Annotated in this window: 12 protein-coding genes; 11 read left to right on the top strand and 1 reads right to left on the bottom strand. The window is 72.6% G+C overall.

Features of this window, described 5'->3' with window-relative positions:
* The first annotated feature begins 49 nt into the window (after window positions 1-49).
* The 6 genes from WME79_RS44585 (at window position 50) to WME79_RS44560 (ending at window position 11383) form a co-directional block, all read left to right on the top strand.
* A complete protein-coding gene (locus tag WME79_RS44585; RefSeq protein ID WP_437528181.1) occupies window positions 50-1669 on the top strand; it encodes a DUF4388 domain-containing protein in 1620 nt (539 codons plus the stop codon).
* Window positions 1670-1825: 156 nt separating this feature from the next.
* Complete coding sequence (gene ald / locus WME79_RS44580; protein WP_437528179.1) at window positions 1826-2938, top strand: alanine dehydrogenase; 1113 nt, start codon at window positions 1826-1828, stop codon at window positions 2936-2938.
* A 16-nt stretch (window positions 2939-2954) separates the two neighbouring features.
* On the top strand, window positions 2955-4046 hold the full coding sequence (locus WME79_RS44575) for an isocitrate/isopropylmalate dehydrogenase family protein (protein WP_437528178.1): 1092 nt from the start codon (window positions 2955-2957) through the stop codon (window positions 4044-4046).
* A 122-nt stretch (window positions 4047-4168) separates the two neighbouring features.
* Window positions 4169-7852, top strand: coding sequence for a response regulator (locus WME79_RS44570; RefSeq protein ID WP_437528176.1), 3684 nt, complete (start codon window positions 4169-4171; stop codon window positions 7850-7852).
* A gap of 111 nt (window positions 7853-7963) precedes the next feature.
* Window positions 7964-10261 (top strand): sulfatase-like hydrolase/transferase, encoded by a 2298-nt coding sequence (locus WME79_RS44565; RefSeq protein WP_437528174.1) that lies wholly within the window; start codon window positions 7964-7966, stop codon window positions 10259-10261.
* A gap of 354 nt (window positions 10262-10615) precedes the next feature.
* Window positions 10616-11383: a hemerythrin domain-containing protein gene (locus tag WME79_RS44560; protein ID WP_437528172.1), complete on the top strand. Its 768-nt coding sequence runs from the start codon at window positions 10616-10618 to the stop codon at window positions 11381-11383.
* 36 nt (window positions 11384-11419) lie between these two features.
* On the opposite strand, the gene WME79_RS44555 is transcribed toward WME79_RS44560, so the two are convergent.
* A complete protein-coding gene (locus tag WME79_RS44555; protein WP_437528170.1) occupies window positions 11420-12295 on the bottom strand; it encodes an SOS response-associated peptidase in 876 nt (291 codons plus the stop codon).
* 61 nt (window positions 12296-12356) lie between these two features.
* Here WME79_RS44555 and acnA point away from each other — a divergent pair, with 61 nt between their 5' ends.
* The 5 genes from acnA to WME79_RS44530 all read left to right on the top strand — a co-directional run bounded on the left by acnA (window position 12357) and on the right by WME79_RS44530 (window position 20396).
* Window positions 12357-15110 carry an aconitate hydratase AcnA gene (gene acnA / locus WME79_RS44550; protein WP_437528168.1) on the top strand — a complete coding sequence of 918 codons (2754 nt, stop codon included), beginning with the start codon at window positions 12357-12359 and terminating at the stop codon, window positions 15108-15110.
* Window positions 15111-15237: 127 nt separating this feature from the next.
* Window positions 15238-16539 carry a serine--tRNA ligase gene (serS, locus tag WME79_RS44545; protein WP_437528167.1) on the top strand — a complete coding sequence of 434 codons (1302 nt, stop codon included), beginning with the start codon at window positions 15238-15240 and terminating at the stop codon, window positions 16537-16539.
* A 5-nt stretch (window positions 16540-16544) separates the two neighbouring features.
* Window positions 16545-18746 (top strand): ATP-binding protein, encoded by a 2202-nt coding sequence (locus tag WME79_RS44540; protein WP_437528165.1) that lies wholly within the window; start codon window positions 16545-16547, stop codon window positions 18744-18746.
* Between the two features lie 21 nt (window positions 18747-18767).
* Window positions 18768-19796, top strand: a complete 1029-nt coding sequence (locus tag WME79_RS44535) for a hypothetical protein (RefSeq protein ID WP_437528164.1) — start codon at window positions 18768-18770, stop codon at window positions 19794-19796.
* Window positions 19797-19946: 150 nt separating this feature from the next.
* Window positions 19947-20396 carry a universal stress protein gene (locus WME79_RS44530; RefSeq protein ID WP_437528162.1) on the top strand — a complete coding sequence of 150 codons (450 nt, stop codon included), beginning with the start codon at window positions 19947-19949 and terminating at the stop codon, window positions 20394-20396.
* Window positions 20397-20401 lie beyond the last annotated feature (5 nt).

Genomic DNA, 20401 nt, shown 5'->3' with positions numbered 1-20401 from the left:
GGAGGGCGCCGATCCAGTGTCTCGCAGGGTGCTGTTGGTTGATTCGGACGTGGACGCGCTCGGCGCGCTCGCGTCGGCGCTCAGGGCGCGTGGTCTCACCGTGACCAACGCGAACGGCGCGTTCGAAGCCGTGGAGCAGGCGTTCAAGCGCCGGCCCGACGTCGTGCTCGCCGCCAGGGCGCTCGACGAGGACAACGCGCTCGCGGACGCGTTCGCCGCCGTCCCCGACCTCGCCGATACCCCGATCCTCTTTCTCGTCGACGGCGACGAGGGTGATCTGGGCTTCGACGAGGTCCTGCGGGGCGACGTCGATCACATCGTCTCGCGGATCACCGAGGCATCGCCGCGCGGCTCCAAGCCGACGGTGCCGCAGGAGATCCGCGGCGACCTCCAGCAGGTCCCGCTCGTCGACCTGCTCCAGCTGCTCGCGATGAACCGCCGGAGCGGCATCCTCGGCATCACCACGCCGACCGGGGCAGGGGAGCTCCGGCTCTCGGCAGGGGAGGTGATCGATGCCGTCTACCGCCGCCTCGAAGGGGAGAAGGCGCTTTACCGGCTGCTCGGCGAGCGGGACGGACACTTCGCGTTCTCACCCGGCGAACCGGCGAGCGTGCGCCGCATCATGGCCCCGACCTCGCGCCTCCTGATGGAAGCGCTCCGCCAGGTCGACGAGGTCCAGCGCCGGCGAGCCGAGCTCGCGCCGGCCGGTGAGGCCTTCCTGGTGACCGAGCCCGCGAGCGACGATCTCGACCTGTCCCCGCTCCCGGACCACGAGACGTTCAGCGTCGACCCGACCTTCGGCGACAGCGCCGCGGCGGACCGGGCGAGCGCCGCACCCCTGGCGAGCGCCATGACCTCGGTGCCCGACTTCACCGCCGCGCCGATGCCGGCCAGCGACGTGAAGGGCAACCGCGTCGGGTCGATGCCGCCGCCGCCCACGCTCCGCGCGGCGGAGCCGGCCGCGTTCCGGATCGAGGCGCTGCGCAGCCCGACGACGTCGCCGCCGGCGCCCCTCGGGGAGCCGGCGGAGCGCGCGGCCGTGGCCGAGAAGCTGACGGCGCTGCTCCAGATGCCGCACAACCTCGACGAGCTGCTCGACGAGATCAGCGGGCCGGATCTCCTGATCCTCGAGGTCCTGATGGAGCTGACGGCCTCCGGGAAGATCCGCCGCATCTCGCTCGCCGACCTCACGACGCCGTTCGCGCCGTCGGAGCACCTTCCGGTCCTCCGGTCCCTGGTGACCCGCCTGGCCCGGCCGGGCTTCGCGCCGCCGCCCCACCTCGTCATCGCCGCGAGCACGCGCCGTATGGCGACGCTCTCTCATGCGGTCCGCCGCATCGGAGACGCCATCGTCCCCGCCGAGCCTCCGCCGCAGGCGGCGATCCCGAGGCCGCTCGGCGTGATCCGGCTCGGCGATGGCGTCGAGCTCGCCCTGGTCGGCCTCCCCATCGAGGAGAGCTTCGCGCCAGCCTGGCCGCTCGCCCTGCACGGCGCGGCCGCGGTCGTCCGGCTCGGCGATGGCGGGGAGGACGCGCTGGCGGCGCACTGCGAGGCCCTGGAGCTCCTGCTGCTCGACGCAGAGGCCATGATGGGATCGCTCGATCTCGCCTCGCCGGGACAGATCACGCTGCTCGTCCGCGCCGCGCTTGAAGCCGCCGCGGGCGTGTGACCGGCCGACGAACACGTAGCTTCAGAACGGATCTTCCGGGTTTCTCGCCTCAGAAACCGGCGTTTGACTCCGCAGCTCACGGCGTTGCGAGGGCAGGTTTCTGCTATCGTCGCACACGCCTCGCTTCAGCAGTCCGGCGAGGAGAGGAGCGCGATCGTGCTTATCGGAGTCCCCAAAGAGATCAAGACACGTGAGTACCGCGTCGGCATGACCCCCGCGGGAGTCCGGGCCCTGGTCGGGCACGGGCACAAGGTCCTCGTGGAGTCTGGCGCCGGCGAAGGCAGCGGGATCTCCGACGAAGCCTACGGTCGCGCGGGCGCACTCATCGCCAGGTCGGCAGCGGAAGCGTGGAGCGCCGACATGGTCGTGAAGGTGAAGGAGCCGCTCCCCGCCGAGTACGGCCACTTTCGCCAGGGTCTCCTCCTCTACACCTACTTGCACCTGGCCGCCGAGCCGGATCTCACCCGGGAGCTCGCCAAGCGAGGCGTGACCGGCATCGCGTACGAGACCATCCAGTACGAGGACGGCTCGCTGCCGCTGCTGCGGCCGATGAGCGAGGTGGCCGGCAGGATGGCGGTTCAGGTCGGCGCCTCGTGCCTGGAGAAGGAGCGGGGCGGCAAGGGCGTGCTCCTCGGCGGCGTGCCGGGGACGCGGCGCGGCCGGGTGGTGATCCTCGGCGGCGGCGTGGTCGGCCGGAACGCAGCGACCATCGCGGTCGGGATGGGGGCGCAGGTCACCGTGCTCGATGTCCGCGCCGAGACGATGAGCTACCTCGAAGACGTGTTCGGGGGCGCGATCGAGACGCTCTACTCCAACGCGGAGAACATCGAGACGATGTGCGAGCGCGCCGATCTCGTGGTCGGCGCGGTGCTCGTGCCCGGCGCCAAGGCGCCCCAGCTCGTGACCGAAGAGCTCATCCGACGCATGGAGAAAGGGACGGTCGTCGTCGACGTCGCCGTGGATCAGGGGGGGTGCATCGCGACGTGCCGCCCGACGACGCACGACAACCCGACCTACGAGGTGCACGGGGTCGTTCACTACTGCGTCGCCAACATGCCAGGCGCGGTGTCGCACACGAGCACCTGGGCGCTCACGAACACGACGATCGGCTACGCGGTGGCGATCGCCAACCAGGGCATCGTCGCCGCGGCCAAGGTCGACAGGGCCGTCGCCCTCGGGATCAATACCCATGGCGGCCACGTGACCTACGGCCCCGTCGCGGCGGCCCACCGGCTGGAGTACGTGCCGGTCGAACGCGCGCTCGGCTGACCGGGAGCGCGACCTCGTGACAGCCAAAAAGAAGAAGAAAATCGCGATCATCGGCGGTGACGGCATCGGCCCGTCCGTCATCGCCGAGGCGAAGCTCCTGCTCGAGCTCTACCAGGCGCGAGCAGGGCTGCCGATCGACCTCTGGGAGCTCGATCTCGGCGCCGACCGGTACCTGCGCGACGGGACGACCTTCCCGAACCAGATCCAGATCGCCATCCAGCGCGAATGCTCGGCGGTGCTCCTCGGCGCCCTGGGTGATCCCCGTGTGCCCAACCTGGAGCACGCGCGCGACATCCTCTTCGGCATGCGCTTCGGCTACGACCTCTACGCCAACGTGAGGCCCGTCCGCGTACTGTCGGACCGGCTGGTGCCGCTCAAAGGGCGCACGGCGAAGGACATCGACTTCGTCGTGTTCCGCGAGAACACCGAGGGGATCTACGTCGGGATGGGAGGGCAGTTCAAACGCGGCACCCCCGACGAGGTCGCGATCAATGAGGACGTAAATACGAGGAAGGGCGTCGAGCGGATCATCCGCGCGGCCTTCGACTACGCGCGCGCCAACGGCCGGACGCGGGTCACGATGGCGGACAAGTCGAACGCGATGCGGCACGCGCACGAGCTCTGGCTGCGCGTCTTCCACGAGGTGCGCGCCCAGTATCCGGAGATCCAGTCGAACCACGTCTACGTGGACGCCCTCTGCCTGTACGTCATCCAGGATCCCGGGCAATTCCAGGTGATCGTGACGAACAACCTGTTCGGCGACATCGTGACCGATCTCGGCGCGGCGCTGCAGGGGGGGCTCGGCATGGCGGCGAGCGCGAACGTGCACGCGTCCGATCCGGCGCGGGTCGCGCTGTTCGAGCCGGTGCACGGGTCGGCGCCGCCGCTCGCCGGCAAGGACATCGCGAACCCGTTCGCGGCGATGCTCACCGCGGGGCTGCTGCTCGCTCACCTCGGGTGGCCCGAGGAAGAGCGCCGCATCGAGCGCTGGGTCTCCCAGGCGCTCGACCAGGGGATGTGCACGGTCGATGTGGGCGGGACGCTCGGCACGCGCGCCGCTGGCGCGTGGGTCCGGGAGCAGATCGCCGCCGAGCTGGGGCCGCCGTGAGGTGACCCGGGGGCGCCGGCGCGCGGTCGGAAGACACGAGCGCGGGGGCTCGATCGCCGAGAAGTTCGGGTGTCCGATCCTCCTGTGATACGGGACCGCCAATGGGCGTAGGATCGAGGGCAGTGGAGCACGCGGGGCCGCGCAGCAATGCAGCGAGCGAGGCTCGGCACGAGCGGCTGGGCGGAGCGCGCGCCGAGTTCGTGGCGAACCTGGGTCGCCGCGTGGCGGAGCTCCGCGAGATGGTCCGGCGGATCGAGGCAGACGGCGATGCGCCGCGGCTCGTCGAGGAGCTGAAGCGGCGCCTGCACTCGCTCGGCGCGGGGGCGCGCCTCCTGCGCTTCGTGCGCGTCGCCGAGCGGCTCGCCGAAGGGGAGTCGCAGCTCGCCGCAGCGAACGGCGCGCGGCTCAGCGGCGAGGCCGCGGCGGCCCTGCGGAAGCTGCTCGAGGAGCTGCCCGCCCTGGCCTGGGGGCAGTCGGCCATGGGCGAGCAGGCGCCGGCGCCGCCCCCCGCGCGCGCCGCCGCGCCGCTCGAGCAGGCGTCGGCGCCGCCCCGCGCGCGCGCTGCCGCGGATCAGCCGAACGCACGCAGCGCCAGCGCGCGGCCGGAAGCCACGGGCGCGGCTGCGGCCAAGGGCCAGGCCACGACGTGGATCGCGACCGTGAGCAACGGCCGCGCGCTCGCCCCCGAGCCGCTCTCGCTCGACGATGAAGAGGAAGCGCGCGCGTCCTCGACGCGCGGCGTGGAGCAGGCGCCCCCCGCCGAGGCGCCGGAGGCCGCGTTGGCCGCGTCGATCGACGCGCCGATCACCGTCCTCGTCGTGGGCGCCGCGCCGCTCGCCGAGGCGCTCGACTCGGCGAGCGCCGACGTCGGGCCGTCGTTCGAGGTGGAGCGGACCGACGACGTGGAGACGGCGATCGATCTCGCGCGGGCCTTCGCTCCGGATCTGGTCCTGCTCGACGCGGACATGCCGGGCGCGCGCGGGCTGGCGGAGGCGCTGGCCGCCGATCCGCTGACCGACCTGGTCCCCGTCGTCGCCGTCGGCCGCTTCGTGCGGCCGGAGGACGCGGCCCCCTACGTGGCGCTCGGCGCCGCGCGTGCGCTGCCGAAGCCCGTGTCGCCGGACGCGCTCCGGCGCGCCGCCGCGGAGGCAGCGGTGGCCGGCGTGCGCGCTGAAACCGCGCGCGCTGTGCGCGGGCCGTTCGGGGCCGTCAACCTCGACGAGCTCGGGGCGCGCCTTGCGGAGGAGCTTCGCCGCGGCCTCTGCGACGCCGCCGAGCCGAGGAGCCGCGGGGCGAACGTGGATCTCGGCGACGGCGCCGAGGTCCTCGCGGCGCTCTGGGGCGCGGTGGCGCGCATCCGCGATCTCGTGACGATCCGCTCGCAGGGCGGCGTGCGGTTCTCGCCGAACGGGCCGGAGGGCGCGCTGCCGCTCGCCCCGTGGATGGTCGCGCCGAGCACGCCCGAGGGCGAGCGCTCGCGGCTGCACAGCGAGATCCGCGCGAAGTCGCCGGCGCGCACGATCAGCGCGTCGATCGCATCGAGCGCGGCGCCAGGCGACGCGGCGCTCGACGCCCTCGACATCGTGGTGGCGGACGACGATCCGGCGGTGACGTGGTTCCTCGCCGGCGTGCTCCGGGCCGCGGGCGCGAACGTGCACGAGGCGCACGACGGCGCGCGGGCGCTCGACCTCGCGTACCAGACGACGCCGGACCTGGTCGTGAGCGACGTGCTGATGCCGCGGCTCGACGGCTTCGCCCTCTGCCGTGCGCTCAAGCGCGACGTCGCGCTGCGCGACGTGCCGGTCATCCTGCTCTCCTGGAAGGAGGACCTGCTCCAGCGGCTCCGCGAGCTCGGCGCCCAGGCCGACGGCTACCTTCGCAAGGAGGAGAGCGCCGCGGCGTTCGTCCAGCGGGTGCACGAGGTCCTGCGGGGCAGGCGGCGCGTGGCGGAGCGCATCGCGACGGGCGGCGAGGTCCGCGGGCGGCTCGACGGCATGACGACGCGGACGCTGCTGTCGCTCTCGTGCGCGCACCGGCCCGACGCGCTCGTGTCGGTCCGGGACGCCGCGTTCCTCTACGAGGTGCTGCTCAAGGACGGCCGCCCCGCCGGCGCGACGCGGACGGCGCAGGACGGGACGTTCCACCGTGGCCCCTCCGTGCTCGCGGCGCTCCTCGGCGTCGGCTCCGGCCGCTTCGTCGTGACGCCTGCGCCGGAGAGCGAGCTCGCGGCGCCGCCGCGCCCCGGGTTCGAGGGGACGCTCGCGGAGCAGATCCTGCCCGCGATCGCAGCGGCCCGGGCCGCCCAGCGGCTGTTCCACGGGCCGCCGTTGATGCAGGTCGAGCGCGTCGTCCTCGACCTGGAGGGAATGGGCGCGACCGCCGACGCGACGCCCGAGCCGGCGCGCTCGCTCCTGAGAGCGCTCGCCCGGGGGACGTCGCCGCGATCGGTGATCACCTCGGGGGAGTTCGCCGCGAGCCTCGTCGAGGACGTGCTGAACGACGTCGCGGCGCGCGGCGGCGTGCGCAGGGTGATCGGCCGCGAGGGAGAGGACCTGCTCGCCCCCGCCGTGGCCTACGAGGAGGAGACGCTCCGCGGCGTGCGGCGCCTCCCGGAGCGGGCCGCCCCGGTCGCGGCGCTGCCGCCGGAGCTCGCCGGCGACGTCGCCGCCGCGTCGTCGCGCGCGTCGGTCGAGCTCACCGACGACCAGCTCACGGTGGTGCCCGGCTCGGTGGCGCCGCGATCGACCCTGCCGGCGCGCGGCTCGGCGGCGCCGAGCTCGGTGGTGTCGGGGCCGGGCTCGGCCATGTCGATCCCCGTGCTGTCCGTGGACGGCGAGGACGAGGACACGGCGTTCGCGAGCGCGGGCGAGGAGGAGGCGAGGGCGCTCTCCAGCGCGCTGGTCAGCGCACGAGTTCCGAGCGATCTCGCCGAGTTTCAAGGCGATGTGGTCAGCGTGCGCGCGGCGCGCAGCCCCCAGATGGACGCCGCTGCGCTGGCGGGCGTGACGCCGGCCGTGCCCGGCGTGGCGCCCGCGCCCCGCAGGCCGGAGGCCACGCTGCCCGCGCTGGAGTACCCGAAGCCCGAGCGGCTGCTGACGCTGGGCTCGCTCCCGCCGCCCCCCGTCGTCGAGGCGCCGGCGCCCGTGGCGCTCAAGGTCCCCTCGGCGCCGCCCGCCGCGCGGCTCGCGGCCCCCGCCCCGGCGCCCGCCGTCGACGAGTCGCCCACGCCGCGCCGCGTGCGCCGGCCGTCGGCCTACGTGCCGACGCCGCAGCCGCCCGCCCGCGACAACCGCATGACGATGTGGGTCCTCTTCGCGGTGGCGGCGTTCGTCTTCGCGGTCGCCGCGCGGTTGTCGCGCGATCACGAGCTGCAGGGCGCCTCGCCGCCCTCCGACCAGCCGAGCCCGCCGGCCGCGGAGCCCGCGACCGCTGCCCCGCTCGGCGCTGCCGTGCCTGCGGTCGCTGGCTCGTCGGGCGTGGTCGCGGCGTCGGTCGCCGCCACGCCGGCCGCCGGGCCGATCGGCGAGACGACGGCCAACCCCGTGCTCCCCGAGGATCTGCCGCTGGCCGCCGAGCACAAGGTGCCCGAGGGGCAGGGCATGCTGGAGGTGATCGCTGGCGCGGGCGACACGCTCTTCGTGGACGGGCGGAAGGTCGGCTCCGGCAGCGTCAAGCTGCCGCTCGCGCCCAAGGACGGCGCCTACGAGATCCGGGCGAAGCTCCGGGACGAGGAGCGCGTGCGCTTCGCGGTCGTCAAGGCCGGCCGCCTCACCCGGCTCCGCGTCGCGCCGCCGTGGCGCCGCTGAGCGCGCCGCGAGCGCTCCCCCAGGCAATCGAGGAGCCCGCGCTCGCCCCGGGGTGCCCAGCCACAGGCAGGGCACCCCGCTCGTGGTAGAGGACGCCCCGTGCGCGCCCGCGTGATCCGAACCCGCCATCCCTCTTCCGCGCTCACGCTCGCCTCCGCCGCGGCCGCGCTCCTCTCCGGGTGCACCGGGTGCGAGACGTCGACCCGCGACCTGCCTTCCGGCGCCCCGGCCGCAGCGTCCGCGAGCCCGCAGGCGACGCCTCTGCCGCCGGCGCGCGACGTCGTGCACCTCATCGACGAGCTGCCCAGCTGCGATCTGGAGCACCGAGGGCTCCTGTTCGACACCGGCGCGGGCTCGCTCCTCGGCCGCTTCGCGTGGCAAGGGACCGTGCCCACCGGCATCCAGGCGGTCGAGCACGATGGATCCACCTGGGCGCGGATCTCGGAGCGGCAGATCAAGCTCACCTTCGTCCTGCCGTCCGCGAGCCCCATCTTCGTGTCCACCCGGGCCGTCGGGCTCGCCTCCAAGTACGTCACCGTCTCCCTGGACGACCAGCTCCTCGGCACGCTCCGCTTCCAGCGCGACCAGATCCGCATCACCTCGAGTCCGACCACCACGCTCCCCGCCGACCCCGGCCTGCACACCCTCACGCTCCAGTTCTCCGGCCGGCTCCGCGAGGGGGAGTCGTTTGCCGACATCGACTGGGTGCGCGTGGGCATCCCGGACGAGGACCCGGCCACGTACGGCCCCCCGACCCTGCGCGATGTCGTCGCGCCCGCCGCCGCGCTGTCGGGCGTCCCCCACCGGTCCATCGCGCTGCGCGCGCCGGGCGCGGTCCGCTGCGCGTTTCGCCCTTCCAGGGTGACCCGCCTCCGCACCGCCGTCGGCGCGCTGGGCTCGGGAGAAGGCGACGCCGAGATCCGCGTCCTCCGCGACGGCCAGGAGCCCCTCGTGATCCATCGGGTCCACGTCGAGGGCGGCGACAAGGCGACCTGGACCGACGTGGAGCTGCCGCTTGCACCCTTTGCCGGGTCCCTCATCTCCCTCGAGCTCCGCGCCGCCGCCGCGGCCCGCGGCGGACGCATCCTCTTCGGCGACCCCGTCCTCGCCGGATCGCCGGAGCCTCCTCCGTCCGTGCCCGCCGCGCGCGCCGTCGTGATCGTCGCCCTGAACGGGGTCGAGCGGCCCGATCTGCCCCCCTGGAGCGGTCGTCCGGAGCCGCACCTCGCCACGCTTTCGGAGCTCGCGACGTCAGCGACGACGTTCGATCACCACCGGGGGCCGAGCACGGTCGTGTCCGCCGTGGCCGCGTCGCTGCTCACCGGTCTTCCGCCGCCGGCCCATACCGTCGCCGACACCGGCGCCCGCCTCCCCGCCCACGTCACCACCATCGGCGCCATCGCGAGCGACAGCAGCATCCGCACCGGGTTCTTCACCGGCGTCCCCACCACCTTCCGGGCGTTTGGCTTCGGACCCGGCTGGTCCCGGGTCCTCGAGCACCCCCCGACGAGCGGCGAGCCAGCCACCACCCCGATCGACGCCGCCGCCACCTGGATCAGCGAGACCGTCCGCCAGGGCGCTTCCAACCGCCTCCTCGCGTTCGTCCACGCGCGCGGCGGCCATCCGCCCTGGGAGGTCAGCCCGAAGGAGCTGAACGCCCTCAAGCCCGCCGATTACGCCGGCCCCGTCGAGCCGCGCCGCGCCGCCCAGGTGCTGGCCAGGCTGAGGAGCCGGCGGCGCGATGTGCTCAGCCCCGAGGATCGCGACCGGATCCGCGACCTCTTCTCCATCGCCCTCGCCGGCCAGGACCGCGCCCTCGGCAACCTCATCGGGACCCTCAAGGCCGCCGGCTTGTGGGACGAGACCCTCTTCATCGTGACCGGCGATCTGGCCAGCGGGCGCTCCGACGCCGTGCTCTACGGCGAGGGCATGGACCTCCAGGAGCCCGTCCTGACGCTCCCGCTTTATGTCCACTTTCCCGGTGATCTGTACGCCGGCCAGCGCGTCACCGCCGCGACCGAGATCATCGACGTCGCGCGCACGGCGATCGCCGCCCTCGGCCTCTCGTTCGCCCGCAAGCCGCTCGGGAAGGATCTGGCGGCGGTCGCCTCCGGCCTCGAGGGCGTCGAACGCGGCCCCCAGATCGCCGCCCTCGGCGATCGTTACTCCACCCGCTGGGGCAACCTCGTGCTTTCGGGTCGACTCGGCGTTCCCCCCTTTCTCTGCGACCTCGACGTGGACCCGACCTGCGCCTTCAACCGTCGCGAGGTGATGCCCCTCGCCACCGTGTCGCTCTTCCGCCGCACCGTGGCGTTCGACCTGTCCGTGCGCGCGCCCGCGGCGCAACGGGAGCCGGCCACGATCGACGCGGAAACGGCGGCCGTGCTCAACGTATGGGGCGCGCAGTGACGCCCGCGCGATCGACGTACGCCGGCGCCTGCGAGCCCAGGAAAGCCCGCTGACGGCGCCCGGCGGCGCGCCGTCGCCCTGCGCGGGCGAAGGCGTCCGCGACATCGCGCAGGCCGCGCGCGATCACGCTCCAGCGACGCCATGACGCCTCGCTGCGGGGCAGCACGCCCCGCAGCGCGCGCCGCGACGCCCCCGCGCGGGTTGGCCGATCGACGCACGCCCGCGCCCGCGCGTGCGCGTCGTGCGCTCGCTTCGCGCGCGCCGGGCGCCTGGCATGCTTCGCGCAAACCCCGCAGACCGCACAGGCCAAGCGCCTCGACGGCGCTTCATCTTTCCGTGAGGAGGAGTCCCCGCATGAAGGCGACCGACCTATTGAAGGAGCATCACCAGGAAGTCGAAGAGCTCTTCGAGCGCATGTCGCAGGCCGACAGCGACGAGATCAGCGCGCTCCGCGACGAGCTCGTGGCGACCCTCGTGAGCCACGCGGCCATCGAGGAGGAGCTCTTCTATCCCGAGAGCCGGGAGGCGCTCGGCGCCTCCCCCCTGATCCCGACCTCGTACGAGGAGCACGCGCTCGTCGACGTCATGTTGCAGAAATTGCTCAGCACCGAGCCGGGTGACGAAACCTTTCACGCCAGGCTCGGCGTGCTGAAGGAGCTCGTGCAGCACCACGTCGAGGAGGAGGAGAAGGAGCTCTTCCCCCAGGTCGAGAGCGCCGTGGGCGCCGAGCGCCTCGAGGAGCTCGGCAGCCGCCTGGCGATTCGCTTCGGCCAGGTGCGCGAGGGCGACGTCGAGGCGCTCCTCGCTCGGAACGTCGCGAAGAGCATGCCCGCCGCCACCGCCGGCCGCCGCGCGCGCGCAGCGAAGCCGGCGGCGCGCAAGGCGGCGGCCAAGCGTCCACCCGCGAAGCGCGCACCGAAGCGCGCGTCGACGCAGCGCGCCGAGCCGGCGCGGGGCGCGCAGAAGGGGCGCCGCACCGCCGCGACCGGACGGAAGAAGACAGCGGCCACGGCGCCCGCGAAGACCGGGCGAGCCGCGCCCGCGCGCAAGGCGAGCCGACCGGCGAAGACCAGCCGCACAGGCCGCAAGGGCGGTCGCGCGAGCAGCGCCTCCGCGCGCTGACCGTCGCAAGCGCACATCAACGTACGTTGCCGCTGATCAGCGGCGCGAGGTCCGGCCGGAGGGGACGGCGGGCCTCGCGCCGCCATCGAGATCGAACAGCGGAAGCGTGCCGCCGGCCTTCGGAGCAGCGGCCTTCGGAGCAGCGGCCTTCGAAGCAGCGGCCTTCGGAGCAGCGGTCTCCGCCGCGAGCTCCTGAAGCAGGGCAGGGTCATCGTGGGCGACCGAGTTGACCCGCGGCGAGACGGCGCGCGCCGCGAGGGCGCCGCGAGGCGCCGGCCGGAGCAGCGCCTCGGCCCGATCCGCGTCCGCGCCGTCGCCGAGGCCGAGCCAGAGGTCCACGTCCCCGGGGCCCAGCAGGACCGGCATGCGGTCGTGGATCGGCGCGACGTCGGCGTTCGCCTCGGTGGTCAGGAGCGTGAAGCGGACGTCGGGCTCCCCCGTGTCGGGGTCTTTCGCCGGCTGGTACAGCCCCGCCAGGCGGAGCAGCCCGCCCTCCGCAGGGTGGAACCAGGTGGGCCGCCGCGCGCCCTTGGGCCCGGTCCACTCGTAGAAGCCGTCCGCCGGCACCACACAGCGGCGCGCCGCGAACGCCTCGCGGAACGTCGGCTTCGCCCGCGCGCTCTCGGCGCGCGCATTGGCCAGGAGCGACGGCCCGGCGCCGCCCCTGGCGAAACGACCCAGGAAACCCCAGGTCGCCGCCACCACCGCGCGCCGGCCATCCCGCGCGCGCAGCACCGGGTGGACGGTCGCAGGTGCGATGTTGAAACGAGGCCGAAACCTTGCCGCTATCTCCGGATCAGCGGCAATCGACCGAGCCGGACCGCTCCCTGCTCGGCCCGCGCCAAAGGACGACTCGAGCAGTGCGATGAGGGTCGCAAAGTCCGGAACGGCGAGGGTGAAACGCGCGCACATAACACTAGATTAGCGGCTTCGGGGCGCCTACAAGGGCGCTCCGGACGTTGGAGGAGGCCGCATGGTCGACAGCTTTGGCACCAAGAGCACGCTGACGGTTCAAGCCGAAACATACACCTATTTCAAGCTCACCTCGCTGGCGCAAGGCGGCGCGTCGATCGACAAGCTCCCCTTCTCGCTCCGCATCCTCCTGGAGAACCTCCTCCGTCACGAGGACGGGCGCGTCGTGCGCAAGGACCACGTGGAGGCCGTCCTCAACTGGGACCCGAAGGCCCGCCCCTCGCAGGAGATCGCCTTCCACCCCGCGCGCGTGCTGCTCCAGGACTTCACCGGCGTGCCCGCCGTGGTCGATCTCGCCGCCATGCGCGAGGCGCTCGCGAAGCTCGGCGGCGACTCGCTCAAGATCAACCCGCTCCAGCCCGTTGACCTGGTGATCGACCACTCGGTCCAGGTCGACAAGTTTGCGTCCTCGACGGCCGTGAAGGTGAACGCGGCGCTCGAGTTCGAGCGCAACGAGGAGCGCTATGCGTTCCTCCGCTGGGGAGCGCAGGCGTTCACGAACTTCCGCGTGGTGCCGCCCGACCAGGGCATCTGCCACCAGATCAACCTGGAGTACCTCGCGGGCGCCGTCATGCGGCAGGGCTCGCTGGTCTACCCGGATACGCTCGTCGGCACCGACTCGCACACCACGATGATCAACGGGCTCGGGGTCGTCGGCTGGGGCGTCGGCGGCATCGAGGCCGAGGCGGCGATGCTCGGCCAGCCGCTCTCGATGCTCATCCCCGAGGTCGTGGGCTTCAGGCTCCACGGCAGCCTGCCCGAGGGCGCGACCGCGACCGATCTCGTCCTCACGGTGACGCAGATGCTGCGGCAGAAGAAGGTGGTCGGGAAATTCGTGGAGTTCTACGGCCCCGGTCTGGGCGCGCTCTCGCTCCCGGACCGCGCGACGATCGCCAACATGGCGCCCGAGTACGGCGCCACGATCGGCTTCTTCCCCGTGGACGACGAGACGATCGCGTACCTGCGCTTCACCGGCCGGCCCGCGCAGCTCGTCGCGCTCGTCGAGGCCTACTACAAGGAGCAGGGGCTGTTCCGCACGGAGAGCACCCCGGACCCCGTCTTCAGCGACACCCTCTCGCTCGACCTCGGCGACGTGGTGCCGTCGATCGCCGGCCCGAAGCGGCCGCAGGACCGCGTCCCGCTGCGCGACGCGAAGCGCACCTTCCGCGCCTCGCTCCAGGGCATGCTCGAGAAGGAGTTCGCCGCCGCCGACGCGCCCGCGGTCAAGGCGTTCCTCGAGGAGGGCGCCGGCCACGCCGCCGCGCGCGTCCCCGCGCTCGAGAAGGTCATGCGCCCCGCGGAGATCACCGAGGGCGACTCGCGCTACACGCTGCGCCACGGCTCGGTCGTGATCGCCGCGATCACGTCCTGCACCAACACGTCGAACCCGGCGGTCATGCTGGGCGCCGGCCTCCTCGCGAAGAAGGCCGTCGAGCGCGGGCTCACGGTGAAGCCGTGGGTGAAGACGTCGCTCGCCCCCGGGTCGAAGGTCGTCACCGACTACCTGCGCCAGGCGGGGCTCCTGCCGTACCTCGAGGCGCTCGGCTTCCACATGGTCGGCTACGGTTGCACGACCTGCATCGGCAACTCCGGGCCGCTGCCGGACGTGATCGGCGACACGGTCCGCAACAACGACCTTGTCGTGGCGAGCGTCCTCTCGGGCAACCGCAACTTCGAGGGCCGCATCAACCAGCACGTGCGGATGAACTTCCTCGCCTCTCCGCCGCTCGTCGTCGCGTACGCGCTGCGCGGCGACGTCGACGCCGACCTCTTCAAGGAGCCGGTCGGCACGGATCGCAACGGCGAGCCGGTGTACCTCAAGGACATCTGGCCGAGCTCGGCCGAGGTCAGCGAGGCGATCCGGACGGCCGTGCGGCCCGAGCAGTTCCAGGTGCAGTACGAGAACGTCTTCGCCGGCGACGAGGAGTGGCAGAAGCTCGCGGTCCCGGGCGGCCAGACGTTCGTGTGGGACGAGGGCTCGACCTACGTGCGCAGGCCGCCGTTCTTCGAGGGGCTGTCGAAGGAGCCGGCGCCGCTCAGCGACATCCGGGGCGCGCGCGTGCTCGCGCTGCTCGGCGACTCGGTGACGACCGACCACATCTCTCCGGCCGGCAACATCGCCAAGAACAGCCCCGCCGCGAAGTACCTGGTCGAGCACGGCGTCGCGCCCGCCGACTTCAACTCGTACGGCGCCCGCCGCGGCAACCACGAGGTGATGATGCGCGGCACGTTCGCGAACATCCGCCTCAAGAACGCCCTTCGCCCCGGCGAAGAAGGCGGGATCACGGTCCACCTGCCCGACGGCGAGAAGACCACGATCTACGACGCGTCCATGCAGTACCAGGCCGAGGGCGTGCCGCTGCTCGTGATCGCCGGCGCCGAGTACGGCACCGGGTCGTCGCGCGACTGGGCGGCCAAGGGGACCAAGCTGCTCGGCGTGCGCGCGGTCATCGCCAAGAGCTTCGAGCGCATCCACCGGTCGAACCTGGTCGGCATGGGCGTGCTCCCGCTCGAGTTCGCGCCGGGCGAGGACGCGTCCACCCTCGGGCTCACCGGGCGCGAGGTGTTCGAGATCGACGGCATCTCGGACAACCTCACGCCGGGCAAGAAGCTCAGCGTCGTCGCGACCGGGGAGGGCGGGGCGAAGAAGACCTTCACCGTCACCGCGCGCATCGATACGCCGAACGAGGTCGACTACTACCAGCACGGCGGCATCCTCCAGTTCGTGCTGCGCAGCCTGGGCGCCAGCGCCTGATCCCTCCTGCCACGCCGCTCCTCCCCGCGCTTCTGGCGGGGAGCGCGGGGAGCGGGCCCATCTTTGAATGCGGAGCGGCGCGTCGCGGCTGCTGACGCGCGTGCAGGCTTCGGCTAAACCCAAGGGTATGCTCGATCCTCGCTACGTCGCGGAGCACCTCGATGAGGTGCGCGCGGCGCTCGCTCTTCGCTCGCCCGGAGCCGCCGCCAGCCTCGGGGACGATTTCGCCTCCACGGTCAGCGCGAGGCGGTCCAACATCCAGGAGCTCGAGCGGTGGCAGGCGGAGCGCAACGCGGCGAACGACGCGATGGCGCGCCTCGACAAGAAATCGCCGGAGTTCGCGCAGAAGCGCGACGAGCTGAAGGCCCTGTCGGCGCGCATCAAGGAGGCCGAGCAGGTCGTCTCCGAGCTCGAGAAGCGGATGACCGAGCAGCTCTCCATCGTGCCCAACCTGCCTGACCCGTCGGTGCCCGTGGGCGCGGGGGAGGAGGGCAACGTGGTCGTCCGGGCGTGGGGCGAGAAGCCGAGCTTCTCGTTCACGCCGAAGTCGCACTGGGACATCGGCACGGCCCTCGGCCTCCTCGATTTCGAGCGCGCGGCGAAGCTCTCGGGGGCGCGCTTCACGGTCCTGATGGGCGCCGCCGCCCGCCTCGAGCGGGCGCTCATCTCGTTCATGCTCGACCTGCACACGCGCGAGCACGGCTACCTCGAGGTGCTGCCGCCCTTCCTCGTCAAGGACTCGGCGCTGTTCGGCACCGGCAACCTGCCCAAGTTCGCTGAGGACCTGTTCAAGACGCAGAAGAGCGACCCGGAGAGGGCGTACGACCTGTACCTCATCCCGACGGCCGAGGTCCCGGTCACGAACCTTCACGCCGACGAGATCCTGGACGGCGCGTCGCTCCCGATCGCCTACACGGCCTACACGCCGTGCTTCCGCAGCGAGGCGGGCAGCCACGGGCGCGATGTCCGCGGGCTCATCCGGCAGCACCAGTTCGACAAGGTCGAGCTCGTGCGGTTCTCGGCGCCGGAGGACTCCGCCCGCCAGCACGAGCTGCTCACCGCGCACGCGGAGGAGGTCCTGAAGCGGCTCGGTCTGCACTACCGGGTCTCGGCGCTCTGCACCGGCGATCTCGGCTTCGGCTCGCAGAAGACGTACGATCTCGAGGTGTGGCTGCCCGGCCAGGGGGTGTACCGCGAGATCTCGAGCTGCTCGAACTTCGGCGACTTCCAGGCGCGCCGCGCCCAGATCCGCTACCGGCCCGAGCCGAAGGCGAAGCCGCGGCTTGTCCACACGATGAACGGGTCGGCGCTCGCGGTGGGGCGGACGGTCATCGCGATCCTCGAGCAGTACCAGCAGGCGGACGGCACGGTGGTCGTGCCAGAGCCGCTCCGGGCGTTCATGGGCTGCGAGGTCCTCCGCGGCAGGTAACAGCGATGGCAGCGGACGAGGAAGCCAAGCGTGAGCTTCCGGAAGCGCGGAGCGCGCGCAACGGAGGGGACGGCGAGCGGCGCTCGCAGATCCCGGACTCGCGGGGTGCGCGCGGCGGAGGGGACGGCGAGCGGCGCTCGCAGATCCCGGACTCGCGGGGCGCGCGCGGCGGAGGGGACGGCGAGCGGCGCTCGCAGGTCCACGGGCCGCCGACCAACGCGGAGACGTCGATGGCGCTCGCGCGCCGGCGGCTGCTCGACCTCTGCAAGCGGCACAAGGACGAGCTGATCGACGACTGGATCGAGAACGTGCTGGCGCTGCCGCCGGAGCGGGGCCGGTACACGGATCGGCCCGTGGGTGAGGTCACGGAGAACGTGCGCTCCTGGCTCGCCGCGTTCACCAGGATCCTCGAGGACGGCAGCGAGGCGCTGCTCGACGAGTTCATCACGCACCTCGTCGAACAGCGCTACGCGACCGGGTACTCCATCAGCGGTCCCCTGATCGCCGCGTCCGAGTTCCGCACGGCGGTCGCGGGCGTCCTCGACACGACGCACGACGACGCCGAGGCGGACGGCTCGTCCTCGATCGACGTGCTCCGCGCCGTCGACGCGCTGCTGCTCCAGTTCGAGCACCGCTTCGCCGAGGCGTACGCCCAGCGCTCGCTGTTCGCCTCCGAGGAGCGCTACCGCGAGATCGTCGAGCTCTCGTCCGACGTCCTCGCGACGATCGACCAGGAGGGCATGCTGACGCGGCTGAACGTGCGCTTCGAGGCGCTCTTCGGGCACTCGCGGCAGGCGTGGATCGGCCGGCCGATCACCGCGCTCGCGGTCGCCGCGGACGTGCCGGCCCTGCGCACGCTCGTGCTGTCGGCCTCGCGGGCCGAGGCGCCGCGGGAGGCCACCATCCGCTGCGGGACGCGCGCCGGCCTGACCAAGGTGATGACGGTCCGGATCACGCGGCTCTACGGCGAGGACGCCTCGCTCGCGCTCATGCGCGACGTCACCGAGGAGGTCGCGCGCCGCGCGCAGATCCTCCACAGCGAGAAGCTCTCCTCGATCGGCCAGGTCGCGGCGAGCGTCGCGCACGAGCTCAACAACCCCATGGCGTGGGTGATGGCGAACCTGGAGCAGATCCGGAACGGCGCGCACAAGCTCGTCTCGGCGGCGCGCCCGGTCGCCTCGGGCTCGTACGAGGACCTGCTGCGCGCCATCGATCTCATCGATCGCTCGTGCCACGAGGCGCTCGCCGGCGTCGAGCGGATGCGGGACATCGTGACGGACCTCAACCTCTTCTCGAGCAGCAGCGAGCGCAAGCCCGAGCGGGTCGATCTCGTCGACGTGATCGAGCTCGCGCTGCGCATGACGGGCCCGCAGCTCAGCCAGCTCTGCCGCATCGAGCGCAGCTACGGCGAGATGCCGCCGTTCGTCGGCTATCCGGGCAAGCTCTCGCAGGTGTTCGTGAACCTGTTCATCAACGCGGCGCAGGCGATGCCGAACCGCCCCCGCGACGAGAACATGGTGCGCGTGACGACGCGCTTCGACGCTGGCGTCCACCACGTCGAGGTGGAGGACAACGCGCGCGGGATGACCCCGGAGGTCGTCGAGCGGATCTTCGACCCCTTCTTCACGACGAAGGAAGAGAGCGCGCGCCCGGGCATCGGGCTCTGGGTGTCGCGCAACATCGTCGAGGAGCAGCACGGCACGATGACGGTGTTGAGCACGCCCGGCGTCGGCACCATCTTCACGATCCGCCTGACCGGCCTCAACCCCACGGATCTGCCCGCGCCGCGGCCGCCGCCGGAGCCGCCGCGCGCGTCGTCGCGCGGGACGATCCTGTTCGTCGACGACGAGCCGATGCTGCTCAACGCCTTCGCGCGCGCGTTCGAGGAGCGGCACGAGGTGCTCGTGGCGAAGAGCGGCCACGAGGCGCTCGATCTCCTGCGGGACCGCGGCGGCCGGATCGACGCGATCGTCTGCGATCTCCTGATGCCGCAGATGAGCGGGATGGCCCTGTACGACGAGATCGGCGAGCGGTTCCCGCAGCTCTTGCCGAAGATGGCCTTCATGTCGGGCGGCGCCTTCACGCCGAGCGCGCGCGAGTTCGTGGAGCGGGTGGACAACCCGAAGATCGCGAAGCCGATCTCGCTCGACGATCTGGAGCGGGTGATCGGCGATCTTCTCAGCGGCGGGTCGAAGCGGGGGCACTAGGCTGGAGGAGCGGGGGGCGCGATGGCGGGCGCGAAGGCGAGGACGATCCGGGAGCGGGCGAACCACGCGCGTTACCGGCCGGGGCAGCGGGGCGGCTTCTACGAGAGCTTCTTCCAGCGCGCGAACCACCCGACGCGGCCGCTCGCCTTCTGGATCCGGTACACGCTGTTCAGCCCGGCTGGTCGGCCCGAGGCCGCGGAGGGTGAGCTCTGGGCGGTCTACTTCGACGGCGAGTCGGGGCGCCACGTGGTCGCCAAGCGCGAGGTCCCGTTCGCCGGGCGTTGCTCCTTCGCGCGCGACAGCCTGTCGGTCGCCATCGACGGCGCCCGGCTGAGCCTCGGCAGGCTCACCGGCGCGGCGGGTGAGGGGGAGGACGCCATCACCTGGGACCTCGCCTACGAGGGCGGCGGGGAGCCCCTTCTGCTGCTCCCCGCGGCCCTCTACGGCGCCCCGCTGCCGAAGGCGAAGGCGCTGGTCGGCGCGCCGATGGCCGTCTACAGCGGCCTCCTCCGCGTCGCTGGGCGCGGGGTGGACGTCTCGGGCTGGGTGGGCAGCCAGAACCACAACTGGGGAACGAAGCACACGGACCTGTACGCCTGGGGGCAGGTCGCCGGGTTCGACAGCCACCCGGACAGCTTCCTCGAGGTCGCCACGGCCCGGCTGAAGGTCGGACCGTTCTGGACGCCGAACATGACGCCGCTGGTCCTGCGGCACCGCGGCGAGGAGATCGCGCTCAGCTCGCTCGTCCAGTCGGTCCGCGCCGACGCCTCGTTCGACTACTTCACCTGGCGCTTCCGGACGGAGACCGATCGGCTGAGCGTCGAGGGGCAGATCTCTGCGCCCGCCGGCGATTTTGTCGGCCTGGCCTACAGGAACCCTCCCGGCGGCGTGAAGCATTGCCTGAACACCAAGATCGGGGCCTGCACCGTCACCCTGCGGCGGAAGAGCCTGGGCCGCGAGGTCGGGATCGAGACCCTGACGACGGCGCGGCGCGCGGCGTTCGAGATCCTCACGGACGACCGAGGCCATGGCGTGACGATCCGCGCCTGATCCACGCTGGACGCACCGTCCCCGGTGCTCGGCGCAGGCGGCCGGGCCGGCGCGAAGGCGCGGGGCGCCGCCGCCGACCGATGCGCTGCGCGTCCGGCCCGAGGTCGGCTAAAGAAGGTGCGGTACGTCACCGCACGAAAGGCGGACGCGATGAGTCTCATGCACCCCCGGACCATCCTCGTTGCACTGGACAGCTCCCCCAAGGCGTCGCTCGTCCTCGCGGAGGGCGTCGATCTCGCGCAGAAGCTCGGCGGCAAGCTCGTGCTCGTGCGCGGGATCGGGCTGCACCACAGCCTGCCCGCGGAAGCGTTGAACGAGTCGCCGACCCGCGTCCCCGAGATCCTGGAGCGGAGCGACCGCGAGGAGCTGTTGCAGCTCGCGCGCGACGTGCCGCCCGAGCTCCTCGCGAAGGTCGTGATCCACGTCGGCGTCGCCTGGGAGGTCATCTGCCGGACGGCCGACGAGGAGAACGCGGATCTCATCGTCATCGGGTCGCACGGCTACTCGGGCATCGACAAGGTGCTCGGCACGACGGCGGCGAAGGTCGTGAACCACACGAACCGATCGGTGCTCGTGGTGCGCGACAAGCCGTCGGACTGACAGGG

Origin of the sequence: Sorangium sp. So ce726, from assembly GCF_051521405.1 — a bacterium.
Lineage (GTDB): Bacteria > Myxococcota_A > Polyangia > Polyangiales > Polyangiaceae > Sorangium.
Note: the sequence above shows the minus strand (reverse complement) of the source record. Positions and strands in the feature narration are given on the sequence as shown.